Origin of the sequence: Streptomyces sp. NPDC001315, assembly GCF_042896175.1 — a bacterium.
Taxonomy (GTDB): Bacteria; Actinomycetota; Actinomycetes; order Streptomycetales; family Streptomycetaceae; genus Streptomyces.
Window position 1 is genome coordinate 25,957 of sequence record NZ_JBIAWZ010000031.1, and the last position, 24,260, is coordinate 50,216.

General features: G+C 68.9%; 25 protein-coding genes. 20 read left to right on the forward strand and 5 right to left on the reverse strand.

Going from position 1 to position 24,260, the window contains the following annotated elements:
* From ACFY16_RS40080 to ACFY16_RS40090, 3 genes are all read left to right on the forward strand, one after another.
* Nucleotides 1-735 (forward strand): prepilin peptidase, encoded by a 735-nt coding sequence (locus ACFY16_RS40080; protein WP_390652172.1) that lies wholly within the window; start codon nt 1-3, stop codon nt 733-735.
* A 73-nt stretch (nt 736-808) separates the two neighbouring features.
* Nucleotides 809-2,020, forward strand: coding sequence for a cyclic dehypoxanthinyl futalosine synthase (mqnC, locus tag ACFY16_RS40085; RefSeq protein ID WP_390652173.1), 1,212 nt, complete (start codon nt 809-811; stop codon nt 2,018-2,020).
* Between the two features lie 14 nt (nt 2,021-2,034).
* Nucleotides 2,035-2,676 carry a hypothetical protein gene (locus ACFY16_RS40090; protein ID WP_390652174.1) on the forward strand — a complete coding sequence of 214 codons (642 nt, stop codon included), beginning with the start codon at nt 2,035-2,037 and terminating at the stop codon, nt 2,674-2,676.
* A gap of 22 nt (nt 2,677-2,698) precedes the next feature.
* On the opposite strand, the gene ACFY16_RS40095 is transcribed toward ACFY16_RS40090, so the two are convergent.
* A complete protein-coding gene (locus ACFY16_RS40095) occupies nt 2,699-3,739 on the reverse strand; it encodes a chitinase (RefSeq protein WP_390652175.1) in 1,041 nt (346 codons plus the stop codon).
* Nucleotides 3,740-4,131: 392 nt separating this feature from the next.
* On the opposite strand from ACFY16_RS40095, the gene ACFY16_RS40100 reads away from it, so the two are divergent.
* The 4 genes from ACFY16_RS40100 to ACFY16_RS40115 all read left to right on the forward strand — a co-directional run bounded on the left by ACFY16_RS40100 (nt 4,132) and on the right by ACFY16_RS40115 (nt 8,995).
* On the forward strand, nt 4,132-4,437 hold the full coding sequence (locus tag ACFY16_RS40100; RefSeq protein WP_390652176.1) for a hypothetical protein: 306 nt from the start codon (nt 4,132-4,134) through the stop codon (nt 4,435-4,437).
* A gap of 19 nt (nt 4,438-4,456) precedes the next feature.
* Entirely contained in the window at nt 4,457-6,796 is a 2,340-nt protein-coding gene (locus ACFY16_RS40105; protein ID WP_390652177.1) for a bifunctional polysaccharide deacetylase/glycosyltransferase family 2 protein, read from the forward strand.
* On the forward strand, nt 6,796-8,172 hold the full coding sequence (locus ACFY16_RS40110) for an acyltransferase (RefSeq protein WP_390652178.1): 1,377 nt from the start codon (nt 6,796-6,798) through the stop codon (nt 8,170-8,172). Before ACFY16_RS40105 ends, ACFY16_RS40110 begins: the two co-directional genes overlap by 1 nt.
* 127 nt (nt 8,173-8,299) lie before the next feature.
* Nucleotides 8,300-8,995 (forward strand): demethylmenaquinone methyltransferase, encoded by a 696-nt coding sequence (locus ACFY16_RS40115; protein WP_390652179.1) that lies wholly within the window; start codon nt 8,300-8,302, stop codon nt 8,993-8,995.
* 21 nt (nt 8,996-9,016) lie between these two features.
* Here the strand turns inward: ACFY16_RS40115 and ACFY16_RS40120 are convergent, their stop codons facing one another.
* Together ACFY16_RS40120 and ACFY16_RS40125 are read right to left on the reverse strand one after the other, a co-directional pair.
* A complete protein-coding gene (locus tag ACFY16_RS40120) occupies nt 9,017-9,349 on the reverse strand; it encodes a PASTA domain-containing protein (protein ID WP_390652180.1) in 333 nt (110 codons plus the stop codon).
* A 127-nt stretch (nt 9,350-9,476) separates the two neighbouring features.
* The gene (locus ACFY16_RS40125; protein WP_390652181.1) at nt 9,477-9,983 is read right to left on the reverse strand and encodes a GNAT family N-acetyltransferase; all 507 of its coding nucleotides are present in this window, start codon (nt 9,981-9,983) and stop codon (nt 9,477-9,479) included.
* A gap of 47 nt (nt 9,984-10,030) precedes the next feature.
* On the opposite strand from ACFY16_RS40125, the gene ACFY16_RS40130 reads away from it, so the two are divergent.
* The gene (locus ACFY16_RS40130; RefSeq protein ID WP_390652182.1) at nt 10,031-11,368 is read left to right on the forward strand and encodes a geranylgeranyl reductase family protein; all 1,338 of its coding nucleotides are present in this window, start codon (nt 10,031-10,033) and stop codon (nt 11,366-11,368) included.
* Nucleotides 11,369-11,376: 8 nt separating this feature from the next.
* Here the strand turns inward: ACFY16_RS40130 and ACFY16_RS40135 are convergent, their stop codons facing one another.
* The gene (locus tag ACFY16_RS40135; RefSeq protein ID WP_390652183.1) at nt 11,377-11,511 is read right to left on the reverse strand and encodes a hypothetical protein; all 135 of its coding nucleotides are present in this window, start codon (nt 11,509-11,511) and stop codon (nt 11,377-11,379) included.
* Nucleotides 11,512-11,535: 24 nt separating this feature from the next.
* Here ACFY16_RS40135 and ACFY16_RS40140 point away from each other — a divergent pair, with 24 nt between their 5' ends.
* On the forward strand, nt 11,536-11,772 hold the full coding sequence (locus ACFY16_RS40140; RefSeq protein WP_390652184.1) for a hypothetical protein: 237 nt from the start codon (nt 11,536-11,538) through the stop codon (nt 11,770-11,772).
* Between the two features lie 91 nt (nt 11,773-11,863).
* Here ACFY16_RS40140 and ACFY16_RS40145 read toward each other — a convergent pair whose 3' ends face one another.
* Nucleotides 11,864-12,676, reverse strand: a complete 813-nt coding sequence (locus ACFY16_RS40145) for a C40 family peptidase (RefSeq protein ID WP_390652185.1) — start codon at nt 12,674-12,676, stop codon at nt 11,864-11,866.
* A 746-nt stretch (nt 12,677-13,422) separates the two neighbouring features.
* On the opposite strand from ACFY16_RS40145, the gene ACFY16_RS40150 reads away from it, so the two are divergent.
* Genes ACFY16_RS40150 through nuoK form a run of 11 tightly spaced genes read left to right on the forward strand, consistent with a single transcriptional unit; the run spans nt 13,423 to nt 24,255 of the window.
* Nucleotides 13,423-13,782, forward strand: coding sequence for an NADH-quinone oxidoreductase subunit A (locus ACFY16_RS40150; protein ID WP_007383963.1), 360 nt, complete (start codon nt 13,423-13,425; stop codon nt 13,780-13,782).
* A gap of 13 nt (nt 13,783-13,795) precedes the next feature.
* Nucleotides 13,796-14,350 (forward strand): NADH-quinone oxidoreductase subunit B family protein, encoded by a 555-nt coding sequence (locus ACFY16_RS40155; RefSeq protein WP_003998928.1) that lies wholly within the window; start codon nt 13,796-13,798, stop codon nt 14,348-14,350.
* Nucleotides 14,347-15,099: an NADH-quinone oxidoreductase subunit C gene (locus tag ACFY16_RS40160; RefSeq protein WP_390652186.1), complete on the forward strand. Its 753-nt coding sequence runs from the start codon at nt 14,347-14,349 to the stop codon at nt 15,097-15,099. Before ACFY16_RS40155 ends, ACFY16_RS40160 begins: the two co-directional genes overlap by 4 nt.
* A complete protein-coding gene (locus tag ACFY16_RS40165; RefSeq protein ID WP_390652187.1) occupies nt 15,096-16,436 on the forward strand; it encodes an NADH-quinone oxidoreductase subunit D in 1,341 nt (446 codons plus the stop codon). The genes ACFY16_RS40160 and ACFY16_RS40165 overlap by 4 nt, the downstream gene beginning before the upstream one ends.
* Nucleotides 16,433-17,305: an NADH-quinone oxidoreductase subunit NuoE gene (gene nuoE, locus ACFY16_RS40170; RefSeq protein ID WP_390652188.1), complete on the forward strand. Its 873-nt coding sequence runs from the start codon at nt 16,433-16,435 to the stop codon at nt 17,303-17,305. Before ACFY16_RS40165 ends, nuoE begins: the two co-directional genes overlap by 4 nt.
* Nucleotides 17,305-18,651: an NADH-quinone oxidoreductase subunit NuoF gene (gene nuoF / locus ACFY16_RS40175; protein ID WP_390652189.1), complete on the forward strand. Its 1,347-nt coding sequence runs from the start codon at nt 17,305-17,307 to the stop codon at nt 18,649-18,651. Before nuoE ends, nuoF begins: the two co-directional genes overlap by 1 nt.
* Nucleotides 18,648-21,152: an NADH-quinone oxidoreductase subunit G gene (locus tag ACFY16_RS40180; protein ID WP_390652190.1), complete on the forward strand. Its 2,505-nt coding sequence runs from the start codon at nt 18,648-18,650 to the stop codon at nt 21,150-21,152. Before nuoF ends, ACFY16_RS40180 begins: the two co-directional genes overlap by 4 nt.
* The gene (gene nuoH / locus ACFY16_RS40185; RefSeq protein ID WP_390652191.1) at nt 21,149-22,525 is read left to right on the forward strand and encodes an NADH-quinone oxidoreductase subunit NuoH; all 1,377 of its coding nucleotides are present in this window, start codon (nt 21,149-21,151) and stop codon (nt 22,523-22,525) included. Before ACFY16_RS40180 ends, nuoH begins: the two co-directional genes overlap by 4 nt.
* Complete coding sequence (gene nuoI, locus ACFY16_RS40190; protein ID WP_390652192.1) at nt 22,518-23,120, forward strand: NADH-quinone oxidoreductase subunit NuoI; 603 nt, start codon at nt 22,518-22,520, stop codon at nt 23,118-23,120. The genes nuoH and nuoI overlap by 8 nt, the downstream gene beginning before the upstream one ends.
* Nucleotides 23,117-23,959, forward strand: a complete 843-nt coding sequence (locus ACFY16_RS40195) for an NADH-quinone oxidoreductase subunit J (protein WP_390652193.1) — start codon at nt 23,117-23,119, stop codon at nt 23,957-23,959. Before nuoI ends, ACFY16_RS40195 begins: the two co-directional genes overlap by 4 nt.
* Nucleotides 23,956-24,255: an NADH-quinone oxidoreductase subunit NuoK gene (gene nuoK / locus ACFY16_RS40200; protein WP_003974374.1), complete on the forward strand. Its 300-nt coding sequence runs from the start codon at nt 23,956-23,958 to the stop codon at nt 24,253-24,255. Before ACFY16_RS40195 ends, nuoK begins: the two co-directional genes overlap by 4 nt.
* Nucleotides 24,256-24,260 lie beyond the last annotated feature (5 nt).

The following is a 24,260-nucleotide window of genomic DNA, read 5'->3' on the forward strand; positions in this document are numbered from 1 at the left end:
ATGAGCACCGCCCTGCTGGTCCTCGTCGCCGCCCTGTGGGGCGCGGCGGCGGGGACGCTCCTGCCCCGGGCCGCCCACCGCTTCTCCGTACCGTCGGGGGAGGCGTGGCGGAAGGAATGCCCGGGCGGCCATCCCATTCACGGCTGGGTGGGACGGGCGCGGTGCGGTGAGTGTGCGCGCGAGGCGTCCTCGTACGGCCCCAGCACCCTCCTCCTCTCCCTCTCCACCGCCCTCGTCTGCGCCGCCCTCGCCGCCGCCACCGGTACCCGGCCCGAGCTCGTCGTCTGGCTGCTGCTCGCGCCCGTCGGCGTACTGCTGGCGGTCGTCGACTTCCGGGTGCAGCGGCTGCCCGACGCCCTGACCCTCCCGCTCGCCGCCGCCGCCCTCGCCCTGCTGGGCCTGGCCGCCCTCGCGCCCGAACACGCCGGCGACTGGCTCACCGCGCTGTACGGCGCCCTGGCCCTCGGTGGCGGCTACTTCGTGCTGTTCCTCATCAACCCGAGCGGCATGGGCTTCGGCGACGTGAAGCTGGCCCTCGGCACGGGCGCCGTCCTCGGCTGGTACGGCTGGCCGACGGTGCTGCTCGGCACCTTCGCCGGATTCCTGTTCGGGGCCGTGTACGGCGGCGTCCTCGTCGTCGCGCGGGGCGCCGGGCGCAAGACGTCCATCGCGTTCGGGCCGTTCCTGATCGCGGGGGCCTTCGCGGGGCTGCTGATCGGCGCGTACACAGCCTGAAGTCGGCATGGCGAAACGCCTGGCGTAGGCTGGTTCGGTCCGTCCACAACCCTTGACGAAAGGGACGCCACCGGTGACCGAGAAGGCCGACCTCACGTTTGATGTCACAGCCGTGCTCGACCGTGCCGCAGCGGGCGGACGCATCACACCGGAGGAGGCGCTCGTCCTCTACCGCGACGCTCCGCTGCACGCGCTGGGCGCCGCCGCCGACGCCGTACGCCGCCGCCGGTACGCCGGCACCGAGCACATCGCGACGTACATCATCGAGCGCAACATCAACTACACGAACGTGTGCGTCACGGCGTGCAAGTTCTGCGCCTTCTACGCGGCCCCCAAGGACACCGCCAAGGGCTGGACCCGCGACCTCGACGACATCCTGCGCCGCTGCGCCGAGACCGTCGAACTGGGCGGCACCCAGATCATGTTCCAGGGCGGCCACCACCCGGACTACGGCGTCGAGTACTACGAGAAGCACTTCGCCGCCATCAAGAAGGAGTTCCCGCAGCTCGTCATCCACAGCCTGGGGGCGAGCGAGGTCGAGCACATGGCCCGGATCTCGAAGGTGTCGGTCGAGGAGGCCATCACCCGGATCCACGAGGCGGGCCTCGACTCCTTCGCCGGCGCCGGCGCCGAACTGCTCCCCGAGCGGCCGCGCAAGGCCATCGCCCCGCTGAAGGAGAGCGGCGAGCGCTGGCTGGAGATCATGGAGACCGCGCACCGGCTGGGCGTCGAGTCCACGTCCACCATGCTGATGGGCACCGGCGAGACCAACGCCGAGCGCATCGAGCACCTGCGGATGATCCGCGACGTCCAGGACCGTACGGGCGGCTTCCGCGCCTTCATCCCGTACACCTACCAGCCCGAGAACAACCACCTGAAGGGCCGCACCCAGGCCACGCTCTTCGAGTACCTGCGGATGATCGCCATCGCGCGGCTGTTCATGGACAACGTCGCCCACATCCAGGGCTCGTGGCTGACCACCGGCAAGGAGGTCGGCCAACTGTCCCTGCACTACGGCGCCGACGACCTCGGTTCGATCATGCTGGAGGAGAACGTCGTCTCCTCCGCCGGCGCCAAGCACCGCTCCAACCGCCTCGAGATCATCGACCTGATCCGGAAGGCGGGGCGGGTCCCGGCCCAGCGGACCACGACGTACGAGCACATCGTCGTGCACGACGACCCGGCGAACGACCCCGTCGACGAGCGCGTCATGTCGCACATCTCGTCCACGGCGATCGAGGGCGGGACGGCGCATCCGGAGCTGAAGCTTCTCGCCTCCAACTGACGTAGACGTCAGACGTGTTGACGATTCATGCCGCCGATCTCCTGGTCACGGGGGACCGGCGGCCTTCGCTGCCGGGCGGCGCGGTGCTCGTCGACGGCCGGGCGATCGCGGCCGTCGGCCCGTACGAGGAGCTGGCGGCCGCGAGTCCGACGGCCCGGGTCCGGCGCTGGCCGGGGCTGCTCACGCCGGGGCTGCTGAACCCGTACGGGCCCGAACTGCTGGCGCACGCCTACCATCCCGACCCGCGCGAGGCCGACGAGCTGGGCATCGAGCCGCTCACCGGCGAGGCCCTCGCCGCGCTCGGCATGACCGACGCCCGCTGGGGTGCGAGCGCGCGGCGGGGGGTGCAGCGGATGCTGGCGCACGGGACGGTCGCCGTGGCGGGGCAGTTGGGGCGGCCCGCGGTGCTGGACGCGGTGCGCCGGGCGGGGATGACCACCGAGCCGCGCCTCGCACCTCCCGTCGGCCCGCCGTCCCTGGACCCGTTGGCTTCCGCCAGGAGTCTGATGGAGGCGGTCGTAGGGCCGCTTCCGTCCACCGGTGTCGCGACGTTCGCCGTCTTCGACGTCCCGGACGAGGTGACGCTCCTCGATCGCGGAGCCGCGACCTGCGTGGCTACGGTCGTCGCCGGACGTCTGGTGCACCGGCGCCGGTAGGGCACCGCCCTGCGGGAGTGGCTCAGCCGGTGAACGCCTTCGCGAACGCTCCCGAACTCTGCTCCACCCCACTGCAGTTGGTCGCCGCGTCGTCCTGTGACGCCTCGTCGTCCTCACACTGCTGGTCGCGGAAGGTGGACCACATGGACACCCAGGCGATCTCGTTCTCCTCGGCGAACGTCCGCACCTGGGCCGCGTCCGAGAGCGAGAAGGTCTCGTTGTCGATGTCGTTCACGCCGATCATCGAGGTGAGGGCCATGCCCCGCCAGGCGGTCTCGTCCGACAGCCCGAAGACGTCCTTCAGCTGCGTGTGGGTGGCCTTGGCCGAGGTGAGCGCGTAGTCGCCCATGTCGGCGGTGTACGACTCCCCGTAGTTCATCGTCATGATGTTCACGACCGAGACCTGCACGTCGTACTTGTTGGCGGACTCCAACAGGGCCACGCTGTCGGAGTCGAGGCCGCTGGGCATGACCGGGAGGGTGAAGGAGACCTCGAGGTCGGGACGGTCCTGCTGCAGCTGGGCGATCGCCTCGGAGCGCAGGGCGACCGAGTCGGAGTCGGTCAGCCGGGTGCCCTCGATGTCGAAATCGGCCTGGGTGGCCCCCGCCGCGTCCAGCGCCTCGCCGTAGGCGTCCGCCAGCTCCGAGGCGCTGTCACAGACCGACGCCAACTCCTTGCCGGAGGCCCCGCCGAAGGAGACGCGCACACGGGCGCCGGACTTGGTCAGCTGCGAGATCCGGGACTTCACGGCGGAGTCGCCGATGGCCTCGGTGCCGTTCCACTTCGGCGTACAGCTGCTGCCGTCCGAGATCACGAAGGCCAGGTTGTACGTCGTCGGTGAGCCGGCGGAGTCGTTGTCGTTCGCCTCCGTGGCGCTGACGTACGGCTCGTACGACGTACCCGGCGAGGCACTCTCCGAGGCGCTCTCCGAAGGGGAGGCGCTGGTCTGTTCGGGGGCTGCGGGTGCCGCGTCCGGCGTGCCGTCGGACCCCGCGGAGCACCCTGCCGTGGCCAGGGCAAACAGGCAGGTCAGCCCGGCTGCCGGCCTCAGGAAACTCCTCATTGCGTATACACCCGCTCTCGTGATTTCTGTCTCAGGATGGAAACAAAGCGTGATTAGCGAGCGGAAATCTCTCACACCAGGCTGTGGCCGTTCATGGATAGGAGGCGCACAGCTGCTCCATGGGGAAGTCAGGCGCAACAGGGCAAATCGCCCGGCTAAAGGTGGTATTTCGGCCGCCCTCCTCGGTGTCGGCTCGCGCAGGCATTTCGGGGTTCTCTTAGAGAAATGACAGGTTGGCGTGTTCCTCATAGCCGCCTCACAAGTAAGGCAGAGAGGTCGGCACATAAAGGCTCCCTAATATCCGTGGAATGCATTCAGAGACTGCCATCGAAAGTCGTGGCGCCGACCGTGGTCGCCGTCGCAAACGCGGCAACGCCTCCGCCGAGGGGCCCGTGTTCGTTGACAACTCAGGACGCAGGTCAAAGCTGCTGCGTCGGATCGGCCTCCTCCTCGGCGTCGTCTGTCTCGCGTATGCGGGTGTGCTCGGCGCCGCCTTCATGGGCTGGGGCACCTCACTGAACCCGTCCTCGCTGCTGCCGTTCGGCGGCAACGCGCAGAGCGGCCAGGGCCCCGGTGGCTTCCGGCCGAACGGCGGCGTCGGCAACCAGGTCGGCCGACCCAGCGGCACCCCGTCGGCGCTGCCCTCGGGCGCCGTCACCCCGACCCCCTCCGCGTCCGCCGTCGCGGCCGCCAACTGACCGGAACGCAGCCACCCTCATGACGACGACTTCCTCCCGCGGCCGACGGCGCGCCCCCACCCGCATCGAGCGGGCGGCGGGCAGAGCCGCGGCGTTGCAGAAACCGCGTGTCATCCTCGCTCTGTTGCTCCTGCTGGCCCTGACCTGCGTGATGCTGCTCGACGGCTATCTGCGCGCCGAGGTGGGCGGTGACCAGCGGGTACGCGACGGGGCCAGTGCGAGCAAGGTCCCCGACAAGATCCTCAACGGCGGCCCGATCCTCACCTTCCGGGGCGGGCAGGCCACGAGCGTCTCCGTGCCGGACAAGACGATCGCCCTCACCTTCGACGACGGCCCGAACCCCACCTGGACGCCTCAGGTCCTGAAGATCCTCCAGGAGAACGACGTGCCCGGCACGTTCTTCCTGGTCGGCTCGATGGTCTCGCGCTATCCGAGCATCGTGAAGACGATGGTCGAGCAGGGCAACGAGGTCGGCATCCACACCTTCACGCATGTCGACCTTTCGTACCAGAGCGACGCCCGCGTCGACCGGGAAATGGAGCAGACGCAGCTCGCACTGGCGGGGGCGGCCGGCATCACGACCACGCTGTTCCGCGCGCCGTACTCCTCCGAGACGGACGCCATCGACAACTACAGCTGGCCCGTCTACAAGAGGCTCGGCGCGGACGGCTACACCAGCGTCTTCGTCGACACCGACAGCGACGACTGGAAGAGGCCGGGCGTCTCGAACATCGTCAAGTGGGCCACGCCGAGCGGCACGGACGGTGCGTCGGTCCTGTTCCACGACGCGGGCGGCGAGCGCTTGCAGACGATCAAGGCGCTGCCGCAGTACATCAAGAAGATGAAGGCGAAGGGCTACACCTTCACCACCATCAGCGGCGTCATGCAGCAGGACAACGCGGCCGGCCAAGGCACGGCGGCCGGCTCGGGCTCGGGTGCGGGTGCGGATCAGCAGCAGGCGGCGGGCGTCACCGAGGCCGGCGTGACCGGTGAGCAGCCCGGCGGGACCCTGCCGAACGGCAACGGCCGCACCACCAGCACCGTCTCGCGTCTCCAGGCCGCCCACCGGGAGGCCACCGGCGCCACCCTCTACGAGGGCAAGGCCCTGATCGCGGCGGTCGCCGTCGCCGAGTGGACGGTGCCGGCGCTCGCGGTCGGACTCATGGTCGTGGGCATCGCCGTCATGAGCCGCTTCGGAATGATGCTGATCCTCGCCCGCCGCCACTACAGACAGCGCAACAAACGCCGCTTCAGCTGGGGCCCCACCGTCACCCGGCCGGTGAGCGTGGTCGTGCCGGCGTACAACGAGAAGGAGTGCATCGCCAACACCCTCGAGTCGCTGGCGCGGAGCACCCATCCGATCGAGATCATCGTCGTCGACGACGGCTCCACGGACGGCACGTCCGAGATCGCGCGCAGTGCGGCCGAGTCGCTCGGCATGACGAACGTTCGCGTCATCCGTCAGGAGAACGCGGGCAAGCCTGCCGCCCTCAACAACGGTGTGCGCAGCGCCAGGTACGACATCGTCGTGATGATGGACGGCGACACCGTCTTCGAGCCGGACGCCGTGCACCAGCTGGTGCAGCCGTTCGCCGACCCCGAGGTCGGCGCGGTCGCCGGCAACGCCAAGGTCGGCAACCGCGACACGATCATCGGGGCCTGGCAGCACATCGAGTACGTGATGGGCTTCAACCTCGACCGCCGCATGTACGACCTGCTGCGCTGCATGCCCACCATCCCCGGTGCGATCGGCGCGTTCCGCCGGGACGCCGTGCTCGAGGTCGGCGGCATGAGCGAGGACACCCTCGCCGAGGACACCGACATCACCATCGCCATGCACCGCGGGGGCTGGCGGGTCGTGTACCAGGAGCACGCCAAGGCCTGGACGGAAGCGCCCGGTTCGCTCAAGCAGCTGTGGTCCCAGCGCTACCGCTGGTCGTACGGCACCATGCAGGCGCTGTGGAAGCACCGCAAGTCCCTGACGGACAAGGGTCCGTCGGGCCGCTTCGGCCGGGTCGGCATGCCCCTGGTGGTCATCTTCCAGATCATCACGCCGGTCTTCGCTCCGCTCATCGACGTGTTCACCGTCTACTCGATGATCTTCGTCGACTTCCAGGCGGCCCTGCTGGCGTGGCTGGCGGTGCTGGCGATCCAGCTGGCGTGCGCGGCGTACGCGTTCCGCCTCGACCGCGAGAAGTACCGCTACCTGCTGATGATGCCGCTGCAGCAGCTGGCCTACCGCCAGATGATGTACCTCGTCCTCATCCACTCCTGCATCACCGCCCTCACCGGTGGCCGCCTGCGCTGGCAGAAGCTCAAGCGCACCGGCGAGGTCGGCACCCCGGCGGGGGTGAGCTGATGAGCTGGGAGGCGGAACAGCAGCCGCAGCAGGCGTATCCGCAGCAGGGGTACGGCTACGGACAACAGCCACGGCCGCAGCCGCAGCCCGTGTATGGGCAGGGGCAGGAGTACGGGTACGGGTACGGGTACGGGTACGGGTACGGGTACGGGTACGGCGCTCAGGATCAGCAGCCGTACGTGCAGCCGTATCCCCAGCAGTACGCGGAGCACGGGCAGGGGCAGCAGCCCGCGGCCGAAGCGACGGCGACGCTGCCTGCGGTGGAGCCGGAGCCGGAACAGGGGTCGTTTGCGGAAGCCGAGGCTCCTGTCGTCGCGGAAGAGGTGCCCCCGCCGCCCAAGCCGGCCGGACGCGACCGCTACTTCGACACCCTCCGGGCCGTGGCTCTCGTCCGTGTCGTCACGTACCACACCTTCGGCTGGGCCTGGGCCGGCATGGTCTTCCCCTCGATGGGGATCATGTTCGGCCTGGCCGGCACCCTGATGGCGAAGTCCCTGGAGCGCCCCGCGCTCAAGGTGGTGAAGAGCCGGCTGCGCCGGCTGCTGCCGCCGTTCTGGTACTGGGGCCTCTTCGTGGTCCTCGCGATGCTGATCCACGACTGGATGCCGGGCTGGCAGATCGTCTACTGGATCGTGCCGCTGGGCGACCCGCCGGGCAATACGTGGGGCATACAGGCCTGGGAGATCCTCTGGTACCTGCGGACGTATCTCTGGTTCGTCCTGCTCTCCCCGCTGATGCTGAAGGTGTTCCGGCTCGCCCCGGTGCCGGTCCTGCTGGCCTCGCTCGCCCCGATCGCGGTCTTCCAGCTCGTCTGGACGCCGCCGGACGGTCGCTTCGGCAGCGCCCTGTGGGACCTGGCGACGTACCTGTTCTGCTGGATCCTCGGCTTCGCGCACCGCGACGGCGTGCTCCAGCGGTTGCGGCCTGCCGCGGTCGTCGTGCTCTCGCTCGCCGCGATCGGCTTCGGCGGCTGGTACGCCTTCTCGCACCAGGCCGAGTTCGGCACCTACGACCTGGACGAGATCCCGCTCGCGCAGGCCTTCTGGTCGGCGGGGTTCGTGGCGCTGCTGATGTACTTCAAGGCGCGCTTCGAGGTCGACTTCGCCGGCCTCGCCCGCTTCCGGCGGCTGGACCGGATCGTGACGGTCTTCAACGCCCGCGCGGTGACGATCTACCTGTGGCACGAGATCGCGCTGATCCTCGCCGTCCCGCTGATCGACCAGTTCTGGAACGTACCCGCGTTCGAGAAGTGGCTGCCGCTGGAGAGCCAGTGGTTCATGTTCGGTATCGGCTGGGTCCTGATCGCGGCGTTCGTGCTGCTGTGCGGGTGGGTCGAGGATGTGGCGGCGAAGAAGAGGCCGCGGCTGCTGCCGTGACACGGCCGAGGTCGCCGCGGTGAAACGGCCGCGGCTGCCGCCGTGGCGCGGTCGAGGCTGCCGCCGTGACACGGCGGTTGGTGGGCCGGGCGCGGTTGCGTCCGGCCCGTACTGCCACAATGGACGAGTGACCCGCGCATCCCTGGACAAGCAGCCGCACGAAGTCGCCTCGATGTTCGACAACGTGGCGGAACGGTACGACCTCACCAACGACGTGCTGTCCCTCGGCCAGGACCGGCGATGGCGCAAGGAGGTCGCGAAGGCGGTGGACGCCCGGCCCGCGCAAAAGGTCCTGGACCTGGCCGCCGGTACGGCGACCTCGTCCCTGCCCTTCGCCCGCGCCGGCGCGTACGTCGTCCCCTGCGACTTCTCCCTCGGCATGCTCCAGGTCGGCAAGCAGCGCAACGCCTGGCTGCCCCTCACGGCGGGCGACGCGACGAAGCTGCCCTTCAAGGACGACACCTTCGACGCCGTCACGATCTCCTTCGGGCTGCGCAACGTGCAGGACACCGACGCCGCGCTGCACGAGATGTACCGGGTGACCAAGCCCGGCGGCCGGGTCGTGATCTGCGAGTTCTCCCACCCGACCTGGGCGCCCTTCCGGACCGTCTACACCGAGTACCTGATGCGCGCCCTGCCGCCGGTCGCCCGCGCGGTCTCCTCCAACCCCGACGCGTACGTCTACCTCGCCGAGTCCATCCGTGACTGGCCCGACCAGCCCGCACTCGCCGAGCGTCTGCGCAAGGCCGGCTGGTCGAAGGTGGCATGGCGGAACCTGAGCGGCGGGATCGTCGCCCTGCACCGGGGCTTCAAGCAGGCCTGACAGCCGCCTTTGCCCTGCCTGCTACCTGGTCGCCTCGAAGGCGTCCCCGGGTTCGCCCAGCTCGCGCTGCAACCCGCCCCCGGTGGGGTTCGGGATACGCGGCTCGCGCACGCCTCCACCGCCCTCTCCCTCACCCAGGTCGAACCACACGGTGACGACCGCTCCGCGCGGCACCTCGACGCCGGGTGGGGGGTACTGGCGTACGACGTAGTCGACGACGGCGCGGTGGAATTCGGGCCGGTCGGGTGCGGCCAACAGCACGCCGTGGGCCTCGGCGGCCTCACGCGCGTCCAGGGCCATCAGGCCGACGAGCTTGGGCACACGCACTTCGGGCGTCTTGGGTGTTATAGGCACAGATGTCACCCCCAGCGGTACTGGAAGGGTAACCGCCCGGGGTGCGGTCCGGAAGCGTCAGGTGTCTTTCTGTAGCTGATGGTTACTTTCGGTTACCGATCACCTTTGCTCACCGGGGTCGTCGGCGTCACAGCTCGATCCGGTAGCAGTGCCCTTCCAGATTCGACGACGGGACCGTGAACACCTCGGCGAGGCTCATGCCCAGCCGCTGCGTGACCGCGATCGACCGGGCGTTCTGAGCGAGGACCATCGCCACCACGCTCGGCACCCCCGCCGCACGCACCCGCTCCAGCGTGATCAGCGCGGCCGCGGTCGCGTACCCCTTGCCCCAGTACTCCCGCCCGAGCCGCCAGCCGATCTCGATCTCGCCCTTCGGCCCCCAGTCCCGCGGCCACGGCTGCGCACCCGTGAAACCGATGACCCGGTCGGACTCGTCCAGCATCGTCCACAGACAGAAGCCGCGCTCGGCGTCGTGCCGACGCTGACGGGCCGTGAGCTCCTCGTAGACGTACAACTCCGCGGACCTGCCGCCATGGAACTCCATGACGTCCGGGTCGTCGAAGACCCGGTGCCAGGCGACGGCGTCCTCATCGGTGGGGACACGCAGCCGTACTACAGGCAGAGCTCGGTTCACGGGGCAGCCCTTCAGCCGGGTGATCAATTCTGCTGAATAGACTGCCCATGTCCAGTGCCGGTCGGCACGCATATTTCGAACCTTGGGGAGAACCCGCCGTGACCGAGCCCCTCTCCGACAACAGCGCCGATGTGATCGTCGTGGGCGCGGGGCCAGCCGGCTCCACCACCGCTTACCACCTGGCCCGCGCCGGCCTTGACGTACTCCTGCTGGAGAAGACCGAGTTCCCGCGCGAGAAGGTCTGCGGCGACGGGCTCACCCCGCGCGCCGTCAAGCAGCTCGTCGCGATGGGCATCGACATCTCCGAGGAGGCCGGCTGGCTCCGCAACAAGGGGCTGAGGATCATCGGCGGAGGCGTCCGCCTCCAGCTGGACTGGCCGGATCTCGCCTCCTTCCCCGACTACGGTCTCGTCCGCAAGCGCGACGACTTCGACGAGCAGCTCGCCCGCCAGGCCCAGAAGGCGGGCGCGCGCCTGTACGAGCGCTGCAACGTCTCCGGCCCGGTCGTCGACGACCGCACCGGCCGCATCACCGGTGTGACGGCCAAGCTCGGCGAGGAGAAGCGGGAAGTCACCTTCCGCGCCCCGCTGGTGGTGGCCGCCGACGGCAACTCCACCCGGCTGTCGCTGGCGATGGGCCTGCACCGCCGCGAGGACCGCCCGATGGGTGTCGCGGTGCGCACGTACTTCACCTCGCCGCGCCACGAGGACGACTACCTGGAGTCCTGGCTGGAGCTGTGGGACCGGCGCGGCCCGGGCGAGGACCGTCTGCTGCCCGGCTACGGCTGGATCTTCGGCATGGGCGACGGCACGTCCAACGTCGGCCTGGGCGTGCTCAACACCTCGGACTCCTTCAAGGAACTCGACTGGCGCGAGGTCCTGAAGGCCTGGTGCGCGTCCATGCCCGAGGACTGGGGCTACACCCCGGACAACATGACCGGCCCGATCCGCGGCGCGGCCCTCCCCATGGCCTTCAACCGCCAGCCCCACTACACGAAGGGCCTGCTCCTCGTCGGCGACGCGGGCGGCCTGGTGAACCCCTTCAACGGCGAGGGCATCGCCTACGCCATGGAGTCCGGCCAGATCGCCGCCGACGTCATCGTGCAGGCCCACGCCCGCTCGACGCCGGCCGGCCGTGAACTGGCCCTCCAGCGCTACCCGCGCGTCCTCAAGGACACCTACGGCGGCTACTACACGCTGGGCCGCGCCTTCGTGAAGCTCATCGGCAACCCGAAGGTCATGAAGATCGCGGCCCAGCGAGGCCTGACCCACCCGGTCCTGATGAAGTTCACCCTCAAGCTTCTCGCCAACCTCACCGATCCGACGGGCGGCGACGCGATGGACCGCATCATCAACGGCCTGAGCAAGGTGGCACCGAAGGCCTGACCTGGCTTTCAGGGCGGCGGTGGCATCGAGGCCCTGCCCCGGCTCTTCAGAGCCTCGGTCTTGGCGGCCCGGCGGGCGAACACCTCGTCACGCCGGTCCGCCACCCGCCGCAGCTCCTCGTCCACCCGACGGGCACGCTCCACAACCGCCCGTCCGCCCGCACGAAGGTGCCGAACTTCTTCCTCGTCGGCGACCACGTCCGTACGGACGTGGACCTGGCGACCATGGAGGGCGCCCACGAGTCCGCGCGGCGGGCCGTCAACGCGCTGCTGGAGGCGGACAATTCGGGCGCCGTGCGGTGTGAGGTGCTGGAGCTGTACCGCCCGCCCGAGACGGAGCCGCTCAAACGCGTCGACGAGGTGCGCTACCGGCTGGGCCTGTCCAACACCTTCGACCTCGGCTGAGCCGAGCCCGCACGGAGTGTGGGTACGGCGGAAGGGCCGCTGCCCCCGAGCGGCGGCGGCCCTTCACTGCGTACGGCTCGGAGCGCGCGGCTCAGAGCACTCGCACCGCGCCGGTCGGCGGGTCGTACGACAGGGGCTTCTCCACGACGCCCGTGGAGGGGTTCTGTGCGCCGACGAACATACCGTCTCCGACGTACACCGCCACGTGGTACGCGTTGCCCGCGTTGCCCCAGTAGAGGATGTCGCCCGGCTGCAGGTTGCTCAGCGAGACCTGGGTGCCGGCGACCGACTGGTCCTGGGAGACGCGCGGCAGGCTGATGCCGACCTGCTTGAAGGCGGCCTGCACCATGCCGGAGCAGTCCCAGGAGTTGGGGCCGGTGCCGCCGGAGACGTAGGCGTCACCGATCTGGGCCTTCACGAAGGCGATGACAGCCGCGGCGGAACCGGTCGCCGTGGACGTGCTCGTACTCGTGCTCGTGGAGACGCTCGCGGATGCGGTGAGCGTGGTCCGCTCGGCGTTGCGCGAAGCGCGCTCCGCAGCGGCCTTGCGGGCAGCCTCGGCGGCCTTCTTCTTGGCCTCCGCCTTCTGCTTCGCCTCAGCGAGGTCCGCCTTGGCCTGCTTCGCGGCCTTTGCGGCGGCCGCGTCACGCTCGGCCTGCAGCTCGTAGTTCGCGGCGGTCTGCTGCGTGGCATCGGCGGACTGCGCGACCTGGGCGGCCAGGTCGGCGGTCAGGGTGGGCAGTTCGAGGGTCTGCGTCACCGGCTCGGCGGCGTTCGCCGAGCCGGACGCCCCGGCGACTGCCAGGGTGCTGAGGACGCCACCGGCGACTCCGGCCCGCATCGCGATTGTCGACGCGCTGCGGCGGGGCTTCCGGTGGCTGCGTATGAGAGCGGTGTGGGACATGGGTACAAGCGGTATCAGGGGCTCCTCCATACCTTCAAGAAACGTGTGCTGCGCCACAATTGTTCAATCGAGCCCCTCAATGCCGGGCGTGTCACTCCTTATTGACGCCGTAACGGACATTGCGGACGCAGGTGATCAAGCCTGTGATCATGGGCTTTCGCTGTTACGTCCGAATTGCCCTCGACCTACCATCGGTTTAGACCGTTGGCCAACCCCGGTTCTTAGACGCCTCTCATGGATGTGGCGGAGGTCACGGAACGGTTACCAGGAAGGCTGCGTCCCGCGCGGGGATCACCTCCGGGTGAGTTCGTGAACGCGTGCACGCGTCCACACCTGAGCGCACTCCTCCCTCCCGTGTGTGAATGCGGGCCTCTATCAAGAGATCAAGTTCAACGCCAATTTGCATGCAAGGGAAGTCTCTTGATATTGAGACGCCCTTCTCGACCTGCATCGACAGGAAAAATGTCACCTATGGTGACTGCTCGGACGCTTCTTGTATGAAGATCACCGCTAATCCGACTTCATGATCCTTCGTCAGGTGGTGGAGATCACAAAGCTTGTGTAATACCCCGTGTCGCAGATCACAGACCGGCGGGCATAAGATGCGAGGCGGTTGGGCTTGTGACCTGCTTCACATGTTCGCGATCTTCGCCGGAACGAGCGGGGTTCGTGGGACTCGTGGGGCGGGTGTTGCGGGCCTGACGCAACCGCCACCAGTCAGTGCCGACTGAGAGGAGCGAGGAGCGGTGAACGCGTATGCGCCCATCCTCGTACTGGGAGCCCTCGGGGCAGGCTTTGCGATCTTCTCCGTGGTCATGGCCACGCTGATCGGTCCGAAGCGGTACAACCGCGCCAAGCTCGAGGCCTACGAGTGCGGCATCGAGCCGACCCCCACGCCGGCCGGCGGCGGGCGCTTCCCCATCAAGTACTACCTGACGGCGATGCTCTTCATCGTCTTCGACATCGAGATCGTCTTCCTCTACCCGTGGGCCGTCACCTTCGACGCCCTGGGTGTGTTCGGGCTCGTGGAGATGCTGCTCTTCGTGCTCACCGTCTTCGTCGCCTACGCGTATGTGTGGCGGCGCGGCGGCCTGGAATGGGACTGAGGGGCCAAAGGACATGGGACTCGAAGAAAAGCTGCCGAGCGGTTTCCTGCTGACCACCGTCGAGCAGGCCGCGGGCTGGGTACGCAAGGCGTCCGTCTTCCCCGCCACGTTCGGCCTGGCCTGCTGTGCCATCGAGATGATGACCACCGGTGCCGGCCGCTACGACCTGGCGCGCTTCGGCATGGAGGTCTTCCGGGGCTCTCCGCGCCAGGCGGACCTGATGATCGTCGCCGGCCGGGTGAGCCAGAAGATGGCGCCGGTGCTGCGGCAGGTCTACGACCAGATGCCGAACCCCAAGTGGGTGATCTCCATGGGCGTCTGCGCCTCCTCCGGCGGCATGTTCAACAACTACGCGATCGTCCAGGGCGTCGACCACATCGTCCCCGTCGACATCTATCTGCCGGGCTGCCCACCGCGGCCCGAGATGCTGATGGACGCGATCCTCAAGCTCCACCAGAAGATCCAGACCTCCAAGCTCGGCGTGAACGCGGAGGAGGCGGCTCGCGAGGCGGAGGAAGCGGCGCTCAAGGCCCTGCCCACGATCGAGATGAAGGGGCTGCTGCGATGAGCGACGTGAACGGCAACGGCGGCGCGGGCGGGGTCAACCCCGAGAAGGACCTCGCCGCCGACAACCTCCCCGGCCAGCGCGGTGAGGGCGGTGAGGAGATCCGCGTCCAGCGCGGCATGTTCGGCGCCGACAACGGCGGCGACACCTCCGGCTACGGCGGTCTGGTCCGCTCGGTCCGGCTCCCGGGACCGGCGAGCCGTCCCTACGGCGGCTGGTTCGACGAGGTCGCCGACGAACTCGAGGGCGCGCTGGAGGAGCAGGGTCTCCTCGCCGGGAACGCGATCGAGAAGACGGTCGTCGACCGCGACGAAGTCACCTTTCACATCGAGCGCGAGCACCTGGTCCGCGTCGCCCGCACCCTGCGCGACGACCCGGCCCTGCGCTTCGAACTCTGTACCGGCGTCAGTGGAGTCCACTACCTGAGCGACAAGGGCCGCGAGCTGCACGCCGTCTACCACCTGCGCTCGATCACCCACAACCGGTTGATCCGCCTCGAAGTCAGCGCCCCGGACAGCGACCCGCACATCCCGTCCCTGGTCTCCGTCTACCCGACCAACGACTGGCACGAGCGGGAGACCTACGACTTCTTCGGGATCGTCTTCGACGGTCACCCGGCCCTGACCCGGATCATGATGCCGGACGACTGGCAGGGCCACCCGCAGCGCAAGGACTACCCCCTCGGCGGCATCCCCGTCGAGTACAAGGGCGCCCAGATCCCGGCTCCGGACCAGCGGAGGTCGTACTCGTGAGCACGCAGCCAGCAGCCGCCGCGTCCGCCGCCTCGGCGCGGGAGACCACGGAAGGCACCGTATATACGGTCACCGGTGGCGACTGGGACGAGGTCGTCCAGTCCGCGGCCCGGGCCGACGACGAACGCATCGTCGTCAACATGGGTCCCCAGCACCCGTCCACCCATGGAGTGCTTCGCCTGATCCTGGAGATCGAGGGCGAGACGGTCACCGAGGCCCGCTGCGGCATCGGCTATCTGCACACCGGCATCGAGAAGAACCTCGAGTTCCGCACGTGGACGCAGGGCACCACCTTCGTCACGCGCATGGACTACCTGACGTCCTTCTTCAACGAGACCGCCTACTGCCTCGCCGTCGAGAAGCTCCTCGGTATCGAGGACCAGATCACCGAGCGGGCCAAGATCATCCGGGTGCTCCTGATGGAGCTGAACCGGATGTCCTCCCACCTGGTGTGCATCGCCACCGGCGGCATGGAGCTCGGCGCCACGACGATCATGATCTACGGATTCCGTGATCGTGAAATGATTCTCGACATCTACGAGCTCATCACGGGCCTGCGGATGAACCACGCGTACATCCGCCCCGGCGGACTCGCCCAGGACCTGCCGCCCGGCGCGGTGGACCAGATCCGCGAGTTCGTGAAGAAGATGAAGAAGAACCTCCCGGAGTACGACAAGCTCGCCACCGGGAACCCCATCTTCAAGGCCCGCATGCAGGACATCGGCTATCTCGACCTGGCCGGCTGCATGGCCCTCGGCGCCACCGGCCCGATCCTGCGCTCCACCGGCCTGCCGCACGACCTGCGCAAGACGCAGCCGTACTGCGACTACGAGACGTACGACTTCGAGATCCCGACCGCCGACTCCTGCGACGCCTACGGCCGCTTCCTCGTTCGTCTGGAGGAGATGCGCCAGTCGCTCGCGATCGTCGAGCAGTGCCTGGACCGGCTGCAGCCCGGCCCGGTCATGGTCGCCGACAAGAAGATCGCCTGGCCCGCCCAGCTCGCCCTGGGGCCGGACGGCCTCGGCAACTCCCTGGACCACATCAAGAAGATCATGGGCACCTCCATGGAGGCCCTGATCCACCACTTCAAGCTGGTCACCGAGGGTTTCCGCGTACCGCCGGGACAGGCGTACGCGGCCGTCGAGTCGCCCAAGGGCGAACTCGGGGTGCACGCCGTGTCCGACGGCGGCACCCGCCCCTACCGGGTCCACTTCCGTGACCCGTCCTTCACCAACCTGCAGGCCATGGCGGCGATGTGCGAGGGCGGCCAGGTCGCCGACGTCATCGTCGCCGTCGCGTCCATCGACCCCGTGATGGGAGGCGTCGACCGGTGACCACCAGTTCTTCGGAGCGGGGCGTCAGCCTGGGCATGCCCGAACTGCCCGCGCCCGGCTACCCGGACGACGTCCGAGCCCGGCTCGAGGCCGACGCGCACGAGATCATCGCGCGCTACCCGGACTCCCGGTCGGCCCTCCTGCCGTTGCTGCATCTCGTGCAGTCGCAGGAGGGACACGTCACGCGCACCGGGATGCAGTTCTGCGCGGACATGCTGGACCTGACCACCGCCGAGGTCACCGCGGTCGCGACCTTCTACACGATGTACCGGCGCAGGCCGAGCGGTGACTACCAGGTGGGTGTCTGCACCAACACCCTGTGCGCGGTGATGGGCGGCGACGCGATCTTCGAGACCCTCCAGGAGCACCTGGGCGTCGGCAACGGCGAGACCACCGACGACGGCAAGGTCACCCTGGAGCACATCGAGTGCAACGCGGCCTGCGACTTCGCGCCGGTCGTGATGGTCAACTGGGAGTTCTTCGACAACCAGACCCCGGGCAGCGCCAAGCGTCTCGTCGACGACCTGCGCGCGGGACGACCGGTCGAGCCCACGCGCGGGGCGCCGCTGTGCACCTTCAAGGAGACCGCCCGGATCCTGGCCGGCTTCCCCGACGAGCGGGACGGGGCCGTCGAGGCCGGTGGCAGCGCGGGACCCGCGTCGCTGGTGGGCCTCCGCCTGGCCAGGGGAGAGGCCGCACCCGCACGCGTGGTTCATCCGCGTGACGGCGGTCCGCACGAGGAGCCGCAGGACAGGGTCGTGCACGAGCCCTCGCCCGCCGAACACCTGAGCTCGCACGACGCGCCGCAGGACACGTCGGCCTCCGACCCGGCCCATCCGGCAGGGCCTACCGCTGAGGAGGGGGAGTGATGACCTTGGCACCCGAGCTGAAAGACACCAGCCCCGAGAAGCTGCTCGCACCCGTGCTGTCGGCCTTCTGGGACGAGGACAGGTCCTGGACGCTGGACGTCTACCGAAGGCACGAAGGATACGAGGGACTCCGCAAGGCGCTCGCCATGTCGCCGGACGACCTGATCGCGTACGTCAAGGACTCCGGTCTGCGTGGGCGCGGCGGCGCGGGATTCCCGACGGGAATGAAGTGGCAGTTCATTCCCCAGGGTGATGGAAAACCGCACTATCTAGTTGTCAACGCCGACGAGTCGGAGCCCGGAACCTGCAAGGACATCCCGCTCCTCTTCGCGAACCCGCACAGCCTCATCGAGGGCATTGTGATCGCGTGTTACGCCATCAGGTCGTCGCATGCCTTCATCTATCTGCGTGGTGAAGTCGTCCCAGTGCTGCGGCGGTTGCACGAGGCCGTGCGCGAGGCCTACGCGTCGGGCTACCTCGGCGAGAACATCCTGGGCAGCGGACTCGACCTCGAACTCACCGTGCACGCGGGCGCGGGCGCGTACATCTGCGGTGAGGAGACCGCACTGCTCGACTCGCTCGAAGGCCGCCGTGGTCAACCGCGGCTCCGTCCCCCCTTCCCTGCGATCGCGGGTCTCTATGCGTGTCCAACTGTTGTGAACAACGTCGAGTCGATCGCGTCAGTTCCCGCGATTCTGCAAAAGGGCAAGGAATGGTTCAGGTCGATGGGCAGCGAGAAGTCCCCGGGCTTCACGCTCTACTCGCTCAGCGGCCACGTCGCCAGCCCCGGCCAGTACGAGGCGCCGCTCGGCATCACGCTGCGTCAGCTCCTCGAGATGAGCGGCGGGATGCGCCCGGGCCATCGCCTCAAGTTCTGGACGCCGGGTGGCTCCTCGACGCCGATGTTCACCGACGAACACCTCGACGTCCCTCTTGATTACGAAGGAGTGGGCGCCGCGGGTTCCATGCTCGGCACGAAAGCTCTGCAGTGCTTCGACGAGACGACCTGTGTCGTCCGCGCCGTCACGCGCTGGACCGAGTTCTACGCCCACGAGTCCTGCGGCAAGTGCACGCCCTGCCGCGAAGGCACGTACTGGCTCGTGCAGTTGCTGCGCGACATCGAGGCCGGCAAGGGCGTCATGTCCGACCTCGACAAGCTCAACGACATCGCCGACAACATCAACGGCAAGTCCTTCTGCGCCCTCGGCGACGGCGCCGCCTCGCCGATCTTCTCCTCACTCAAGTACTTCCGCGAGGAGTACGAGCAGCACATCACGGGCCGCGGCTGCCCCTTCGACCCGGCCAAGTCGACGGCCTGGGCCGACCGCACGGAGGTGAACGCATGACTGTGACCACCAGCGCTCCCTCCGGAGGGGGAGAGGCGACGGTCCCGCCGGAAGACCTCGTCTCGCTGACCATCGACGGCGTCGAGATCAGCGTGCCCAAGGGCACCCTGGTCATCCGGGCCGCCGAACAGCTCGGCATCGAGATCCCCCGCTTCTGCGACCACCCCCTCCTCGATCCGGCCGGCGCCTGCCGCCAGTGCATCGTCGAGGTCGAGGGCCAGCGCAAGCCGATGGCGTCCTGCACGATCACGTGCACGGACGGGATGGTGGTGAAGACCCACCTCACCTCGCCGGCCGCCGAGAAGGCCCAGCACGGTGTGATGGAGCTGCTCCTCATCAACCACCCGCTGGACTGCCCCGTCTGCGACAAGGGCGGCGAGTGCCCGCTGCAGAACCAGGCCATGTCGCACGGCAACGCCGAGTCCCGCTTCGAGGGCAGGAAGCGGACGTACGAGAAGCCCGTCCCGATCTCCACGCAGGTGCTGCTCGACCGTGAGCGGTGCGTGCTGTGCGCCCGCTGCACCCGCTTCTCCAACCAGGTCGCGGGCGACCCGATGATCGAGCTGATCGAGCGGGGCGCGCTCCAGCAGGTCGGCACCGGTGAGGGCGACCCCTTCGAGTCGTACTTCTCCGGGAACACCATCCAGATCTGCCCGGTCGGCGCGCTGACCTCGGCGGCGTATCGCTTCCGCTCCCGCCCCTTCGACCTCGTCTCCTCGCACTCCGTGTGCGAGCACTGCTCCGGTGGCTGCGCCACGCGCACCGATCACCGGCGCGGCAAGGTCATGCGGCGCCTCGCGGCCCCGGACCCGGAGGTCAACGAGGAGTGGATCTGCGACAAGGGGCGGTTCGCGTTCCGCTACGCCCAGCAACGCGACCGGCTCGAGACGCCGCTGGTGCGCAACGCCGCCGGTGTTCTGGAACCCGCGTCCTGGCCGGAGGCGCTGGAAGCGGCGGCCCAGGGACTCGCCGCCGCCCGCTCCAGGGCGGGCGTCCTCGCCGGCGGCCGCCTCACCATCGAGGACGCCTACGCCTACAGCAAGTTCGCGCGCGTGGCGCTCGACACCAACGACATCGACTTCCGCGCGCGTGTGCACAGTGGCGAGGAGGCCGACTTCCTGGCCGCGCGGGTCGCCGGACGCGGCCGTGACCTCGACGGTACGGGCGTCACGTACACGTCCTTGGAGAACGCGCCCGCCGTCCTGCTGGTCGGGTTCGAGTCCGAGGAGGAGGCGCCCGGCGTCTTCCTGAGGCTGCGCAAGGCCTGGCGCAAGCACGGGCAGAAGGTGTTCTCGCTGGCGACGTACGCCACGCGCGGTCTGGAGAAGGCGGGCGGCACGCTGCTGCCGGCGGCTCCCGGTACCGAGACCGAGTGGCTGGACGCGCTCGCGAGCGGCGTCGGCCTGGAGGAGGGTGGCGTCAACGCCGCCGAGGCACTGCGCGCCGAGGGCGCTGTGATCGCCGTCGGAGAGCGGCTGGCCGGTGTGGCGGGCGGACTGACCGCGGCCGTACGGGCCGCCTCCGCGACCGGCGCGCGGCTGGTGTGGATTCCGCGCAGGGCGGGAGAGCGCGGCGCGGTCGAGGCGGGTGCGCTGCCGACACTGCTGCCGGGCGGGCGTCCGGCAACCGACCCGCGCGCGCGTGACGAGGTCGCGGCCGCCTGGGGCGTCGCCGAACTCCCGCACCGCTTCGGCCGTGACACCGGACAGATCGTCGAGGCCGCCGCCCGCGGTGAACTCCAGGCACTGGTGGTGGCGGGAGTCGAGGTCGCCGATCTGCCCGACCCGGCACGCGCGCGTGAGGCACTCTCGGCGGTCGGCTTCCTGGTGTCGCTGGAGCTGCGGCCCAGCGAGGTCACCGAGCACGCGGACGTCGTACTCCCGGTCGCGGCGGTCGCCGAGAAGGCGGGCAGCTTCCTCAACTGGGAGGGCCGAGTCCGCTTCTTCGAGGCCGCGCTCAAGCCCGATCAGCTCACCCGCCGTCTGGCACCCACCGACGCGCGCGTGCTCCAGATGCTCGCCGACGCCATGGACGTACACCTGGGGCTGCCGGACCTGCGTACCGCGCGCGTGGAGCTGGACCGGCTCGGCGCGTGGGACGGACTGCGGGCCACGGATCCCCTGGGGACCGCGGGTGTGCTGCCGCGTCCGGCCGCCGGTGAGGCGGTCCTCGCCGGGCACCGCCTGCTGCTCGACCAGGGCGTCCTCCAGGAGGGTGACGAGGCGCTCGCCGGGACGCGGCACGCGGCACACGCGCGCGTGTCGGCCGCCACTGCTGCCGAAGCCGGCGTCAAGAACGGCGACGTACTGGCCGTGACCGGCACCGCCGGAACGGTTGAACTCCCACTGGAGGTCACCGAGATGCCCGACCGGGTGGTCTGGCTTCCACTGAACTCCACCGGCGGCGGCGTCGCCTCCGACACCGGGGCGCTGCCCGGCTCCCTCGTCCGCATCGGCCCGGCGACGGTCGTCGCCGAAGGCCCCAAGGAGGTGGAGGCATGAGCCCGTACCTCGCCGCTGAAGACCTCTCGATGTTCGGCCGCGACCCCTGGTGGCTGGTCGTCGTCAAGGCGGTGTTCTGCTTCGCCTTCCTGATGGTGACCGTGCTGTTCTCCATCGTCTGGGAGCGCAAGGTCGTCGCCTGGATGCAGCTGCGCATCGGCCCCAACCGGCACGGCCCCTGGGGCATGCTTCAGTCGCTCGCCGACGGCATCAAGCTGATGCTCAAGGAAGACCTCGTCGTCAAACGCGCGGACAAGGTGGTCTACGTCCTCGCGCCGATCGTCGCGGCCATTCCGGCCTTCATGGCGATCGCGGTGATCCCGTTCGGCCCGGCCGGCAACGAGATCTCGATCTTCGGCCACCGCACCACGATGCAGCTCACCGACCTGCCGATCGCGATGCTCTACATCCTCGCGGTCGCCTCGGTGGGCATCTACGGGATCGTGCTGGCGGGCTGGAGTTCCGGATCCACCTATCCGCTGCTCGGTGGCCTGCGGTCCTGTGCGCAGATGATCTCGTACGAGATCGCGATGGGCGCCGCGTTCGCGTCGGTGTTCCTCTACTCGGGGTCGATGTCGACGTCGACGATCGTCGAGCAGCAGCACGACCGCTGGTACATCATCCTGCTGCCGGTCTCCTTCGTGGTCTACATCGTGACGATGGTCGGCGAGACCAACCGTGCCCCCTTCGACATGCCGGAGTCCGAGGGTGACCTGGTCGGCGGCTTCAACACCGAGTACTCGTCGATCAAGTTCGCGATGTTCATGCTCGCCGAGTACGTGAACATGGTGACGGTCTCGGCCGTGTCGACCACGCTCTTCCTGGGCGGCTGGCGGGCCCCGTGGCCGGTCAGCACGTTCTGGGAGGGCGCGAACCACGGCTGGTGGCCGATGCTCTGGTTCGTGGTGAAGGTGCAGTTGCTGCTGTTCTTCTTCATCTGGCTGCGCGGCACGCTTCCCCGCGTCCGCTACGACCAGCTGATGAAGCTCGGCTGGAAGGTCCTCATCCCGGTCTCCGTGGTCTGGCTGATGCTCGTCGCGACCGTGCGGACCCTGCGGAACGAGAACTACGACTTCGCCGACATCGCCCTCTACGTCGGTGGCGGTGTCCTCGTCCTCCTGCTGCTGTCCTTCGTCGCCGACATCTTCCGCGACAAGGCGGGCAAGGCCGAGCAGCCCGCCGAACAACCGGTCGGCTTCGACCCGATGGCCGGCGGATTCCCCGTACCGCCGCTGCCTGGGCAGGAGCTGCCGCCGGTGCCTCGGCGCAGCCCGCGCCGCGAGCGGGAGTTGATTGTCAGTGGTGGATCCGATACTGCGAGTGACGGATCGATCGGCGGATCTCGTGATGGAAAGGAGGCGTCCGATGGCTGAGGAGCCCAAGGAGACCAAGCCCGGTTTCCAGAACCCCGTGGCCGGCTTCGGCGTGACCTTCAAGGCCATGTTCAAGAAGCGGCTGACCGAGCAGTACCCGGAGCAGCAGAAGACCACCGCTCCCCGCTTCCACGGACGGCATCAGCTCAACCGCCATCCGGACGGCCTGGAGAAGTGCGTCGGCTGCGAGCTGTGCGCCTGGGCCTGCCCCGCCGACGCCATCTACGTCGAAGGCGCCGACAACACGGACGAGGAGCGCTACTCGCCGGGCGAGCGGTACGGCCGCGTCTACCAGATCAACTACGCCCGCTGCATCCTGTGCGGTCTGTGCATCGAGGCGTGCCCCACCCGCGCGCTGACGATGACCAACGAGTTCGAGCTGGCCGACTCCAGCCGCGCCAACCTCATCTACACCAAGGAACAGCTGCTGGCCGGCCTGGAAGAGGGCATGGTCGACAGCCCGCACGCCATCTACCCGGGGATGGACGAGCAGGACTACTACCGGGGACTGGTCACCGAGGCCGCGCCCGGCACGGAGCGCCAGGTCGCCGTCTCCAAGGGCGAGCAGCCCGGGGAACAGGAGGTGCGGGCATGAGCGCGCAGCTCGCCGCCTACTCCACCTCCACCGGAGAGGCCTTCCAGTTCTGGGTCCTCGGCACGGTCGCCGTGATCGGCGCCCTGTGCACCGTCTTCATGAAGAAGGCCGTGCACAGCGCGCTCTGTCTCGCCGGGACCATGATCGTCTTGGCGGTGTTCTATCTCGCCAATGGCGCCTACTTCCTGGGCATCGTGCAGATCGTCGTCTACACCGGCGCGATCATGATGCTGTTCCTGTTCGTGGTGATGCTCGTCGGCGTCACCGCGGCGGACTCCCTGAAGGAGACCATCAAGGGCCAGCGCTGGCTGGCCCTCGTCAGCGGTCTCGGCTTCGGCATCCTGCTGTTCGCGGGCATCGGCAACGCCTCCCTCACCGAGTTCAACGGGCTGAGTCAGGCCAACGCGAACGGCAACGTGGAGGGGCTGGCCGCGCTCATCTTCACCAAGTACGTCTTCGCCTTCGAAATCACCGGCGCCCTGCTGATCACGGCCGCCGTCGGCGCCATGGTGCTCACCCACCGCGAGCGCACCGAGCGGGCGAAGACACAGCGCGAACTGGCCGAGCAGCGCGTGCGCGAAGGCAAGCACGTGCCGCCGCTGCCGGCGCCCGGCGTCTACGCCCGGCACAACGCGGTGGACATCGCCGGCCTGCTGCCCGACGGCACCCCGTCCGAGCTCACCGTCAGCAAGACGCTGCGCGAGCGCGGCCAGATCCGTGACGTGTCGGCTGAGGCGCTCAACGACCTGCGGGCGCTGGAACAGCGCGCGGAGGAGCGCCTGGAGCGGACCGGGATCGAGCCGACGACCTTCAAGCGGGCCGAGGAGGCGTCGAAGTGAATCCCGTCAACTACCTCTATCTCGCGGCACTGTTGTTCACGATCGGCGCCACCGGCGTGCTGATCCGGCGCAACGCCATCGTGGTCTTCATGTGCATCGAGCTCATGCTGAACGCCTGCAACCTCGCGTTCGTCGCCTTCTCCCGGATGCACGGCAATCTCGACGGCCAGATCATCGCCTTCTTCACGATGGTCGTCGCCGCCGCGGAGGTCGTGGTGGGCCTCGCGATCATCGTGTCGCTGTTCCGTTCCCGCCACTCGGCCTCGGTCGACGACGCCAGCCTGATGAAGCTGTAAGGGGT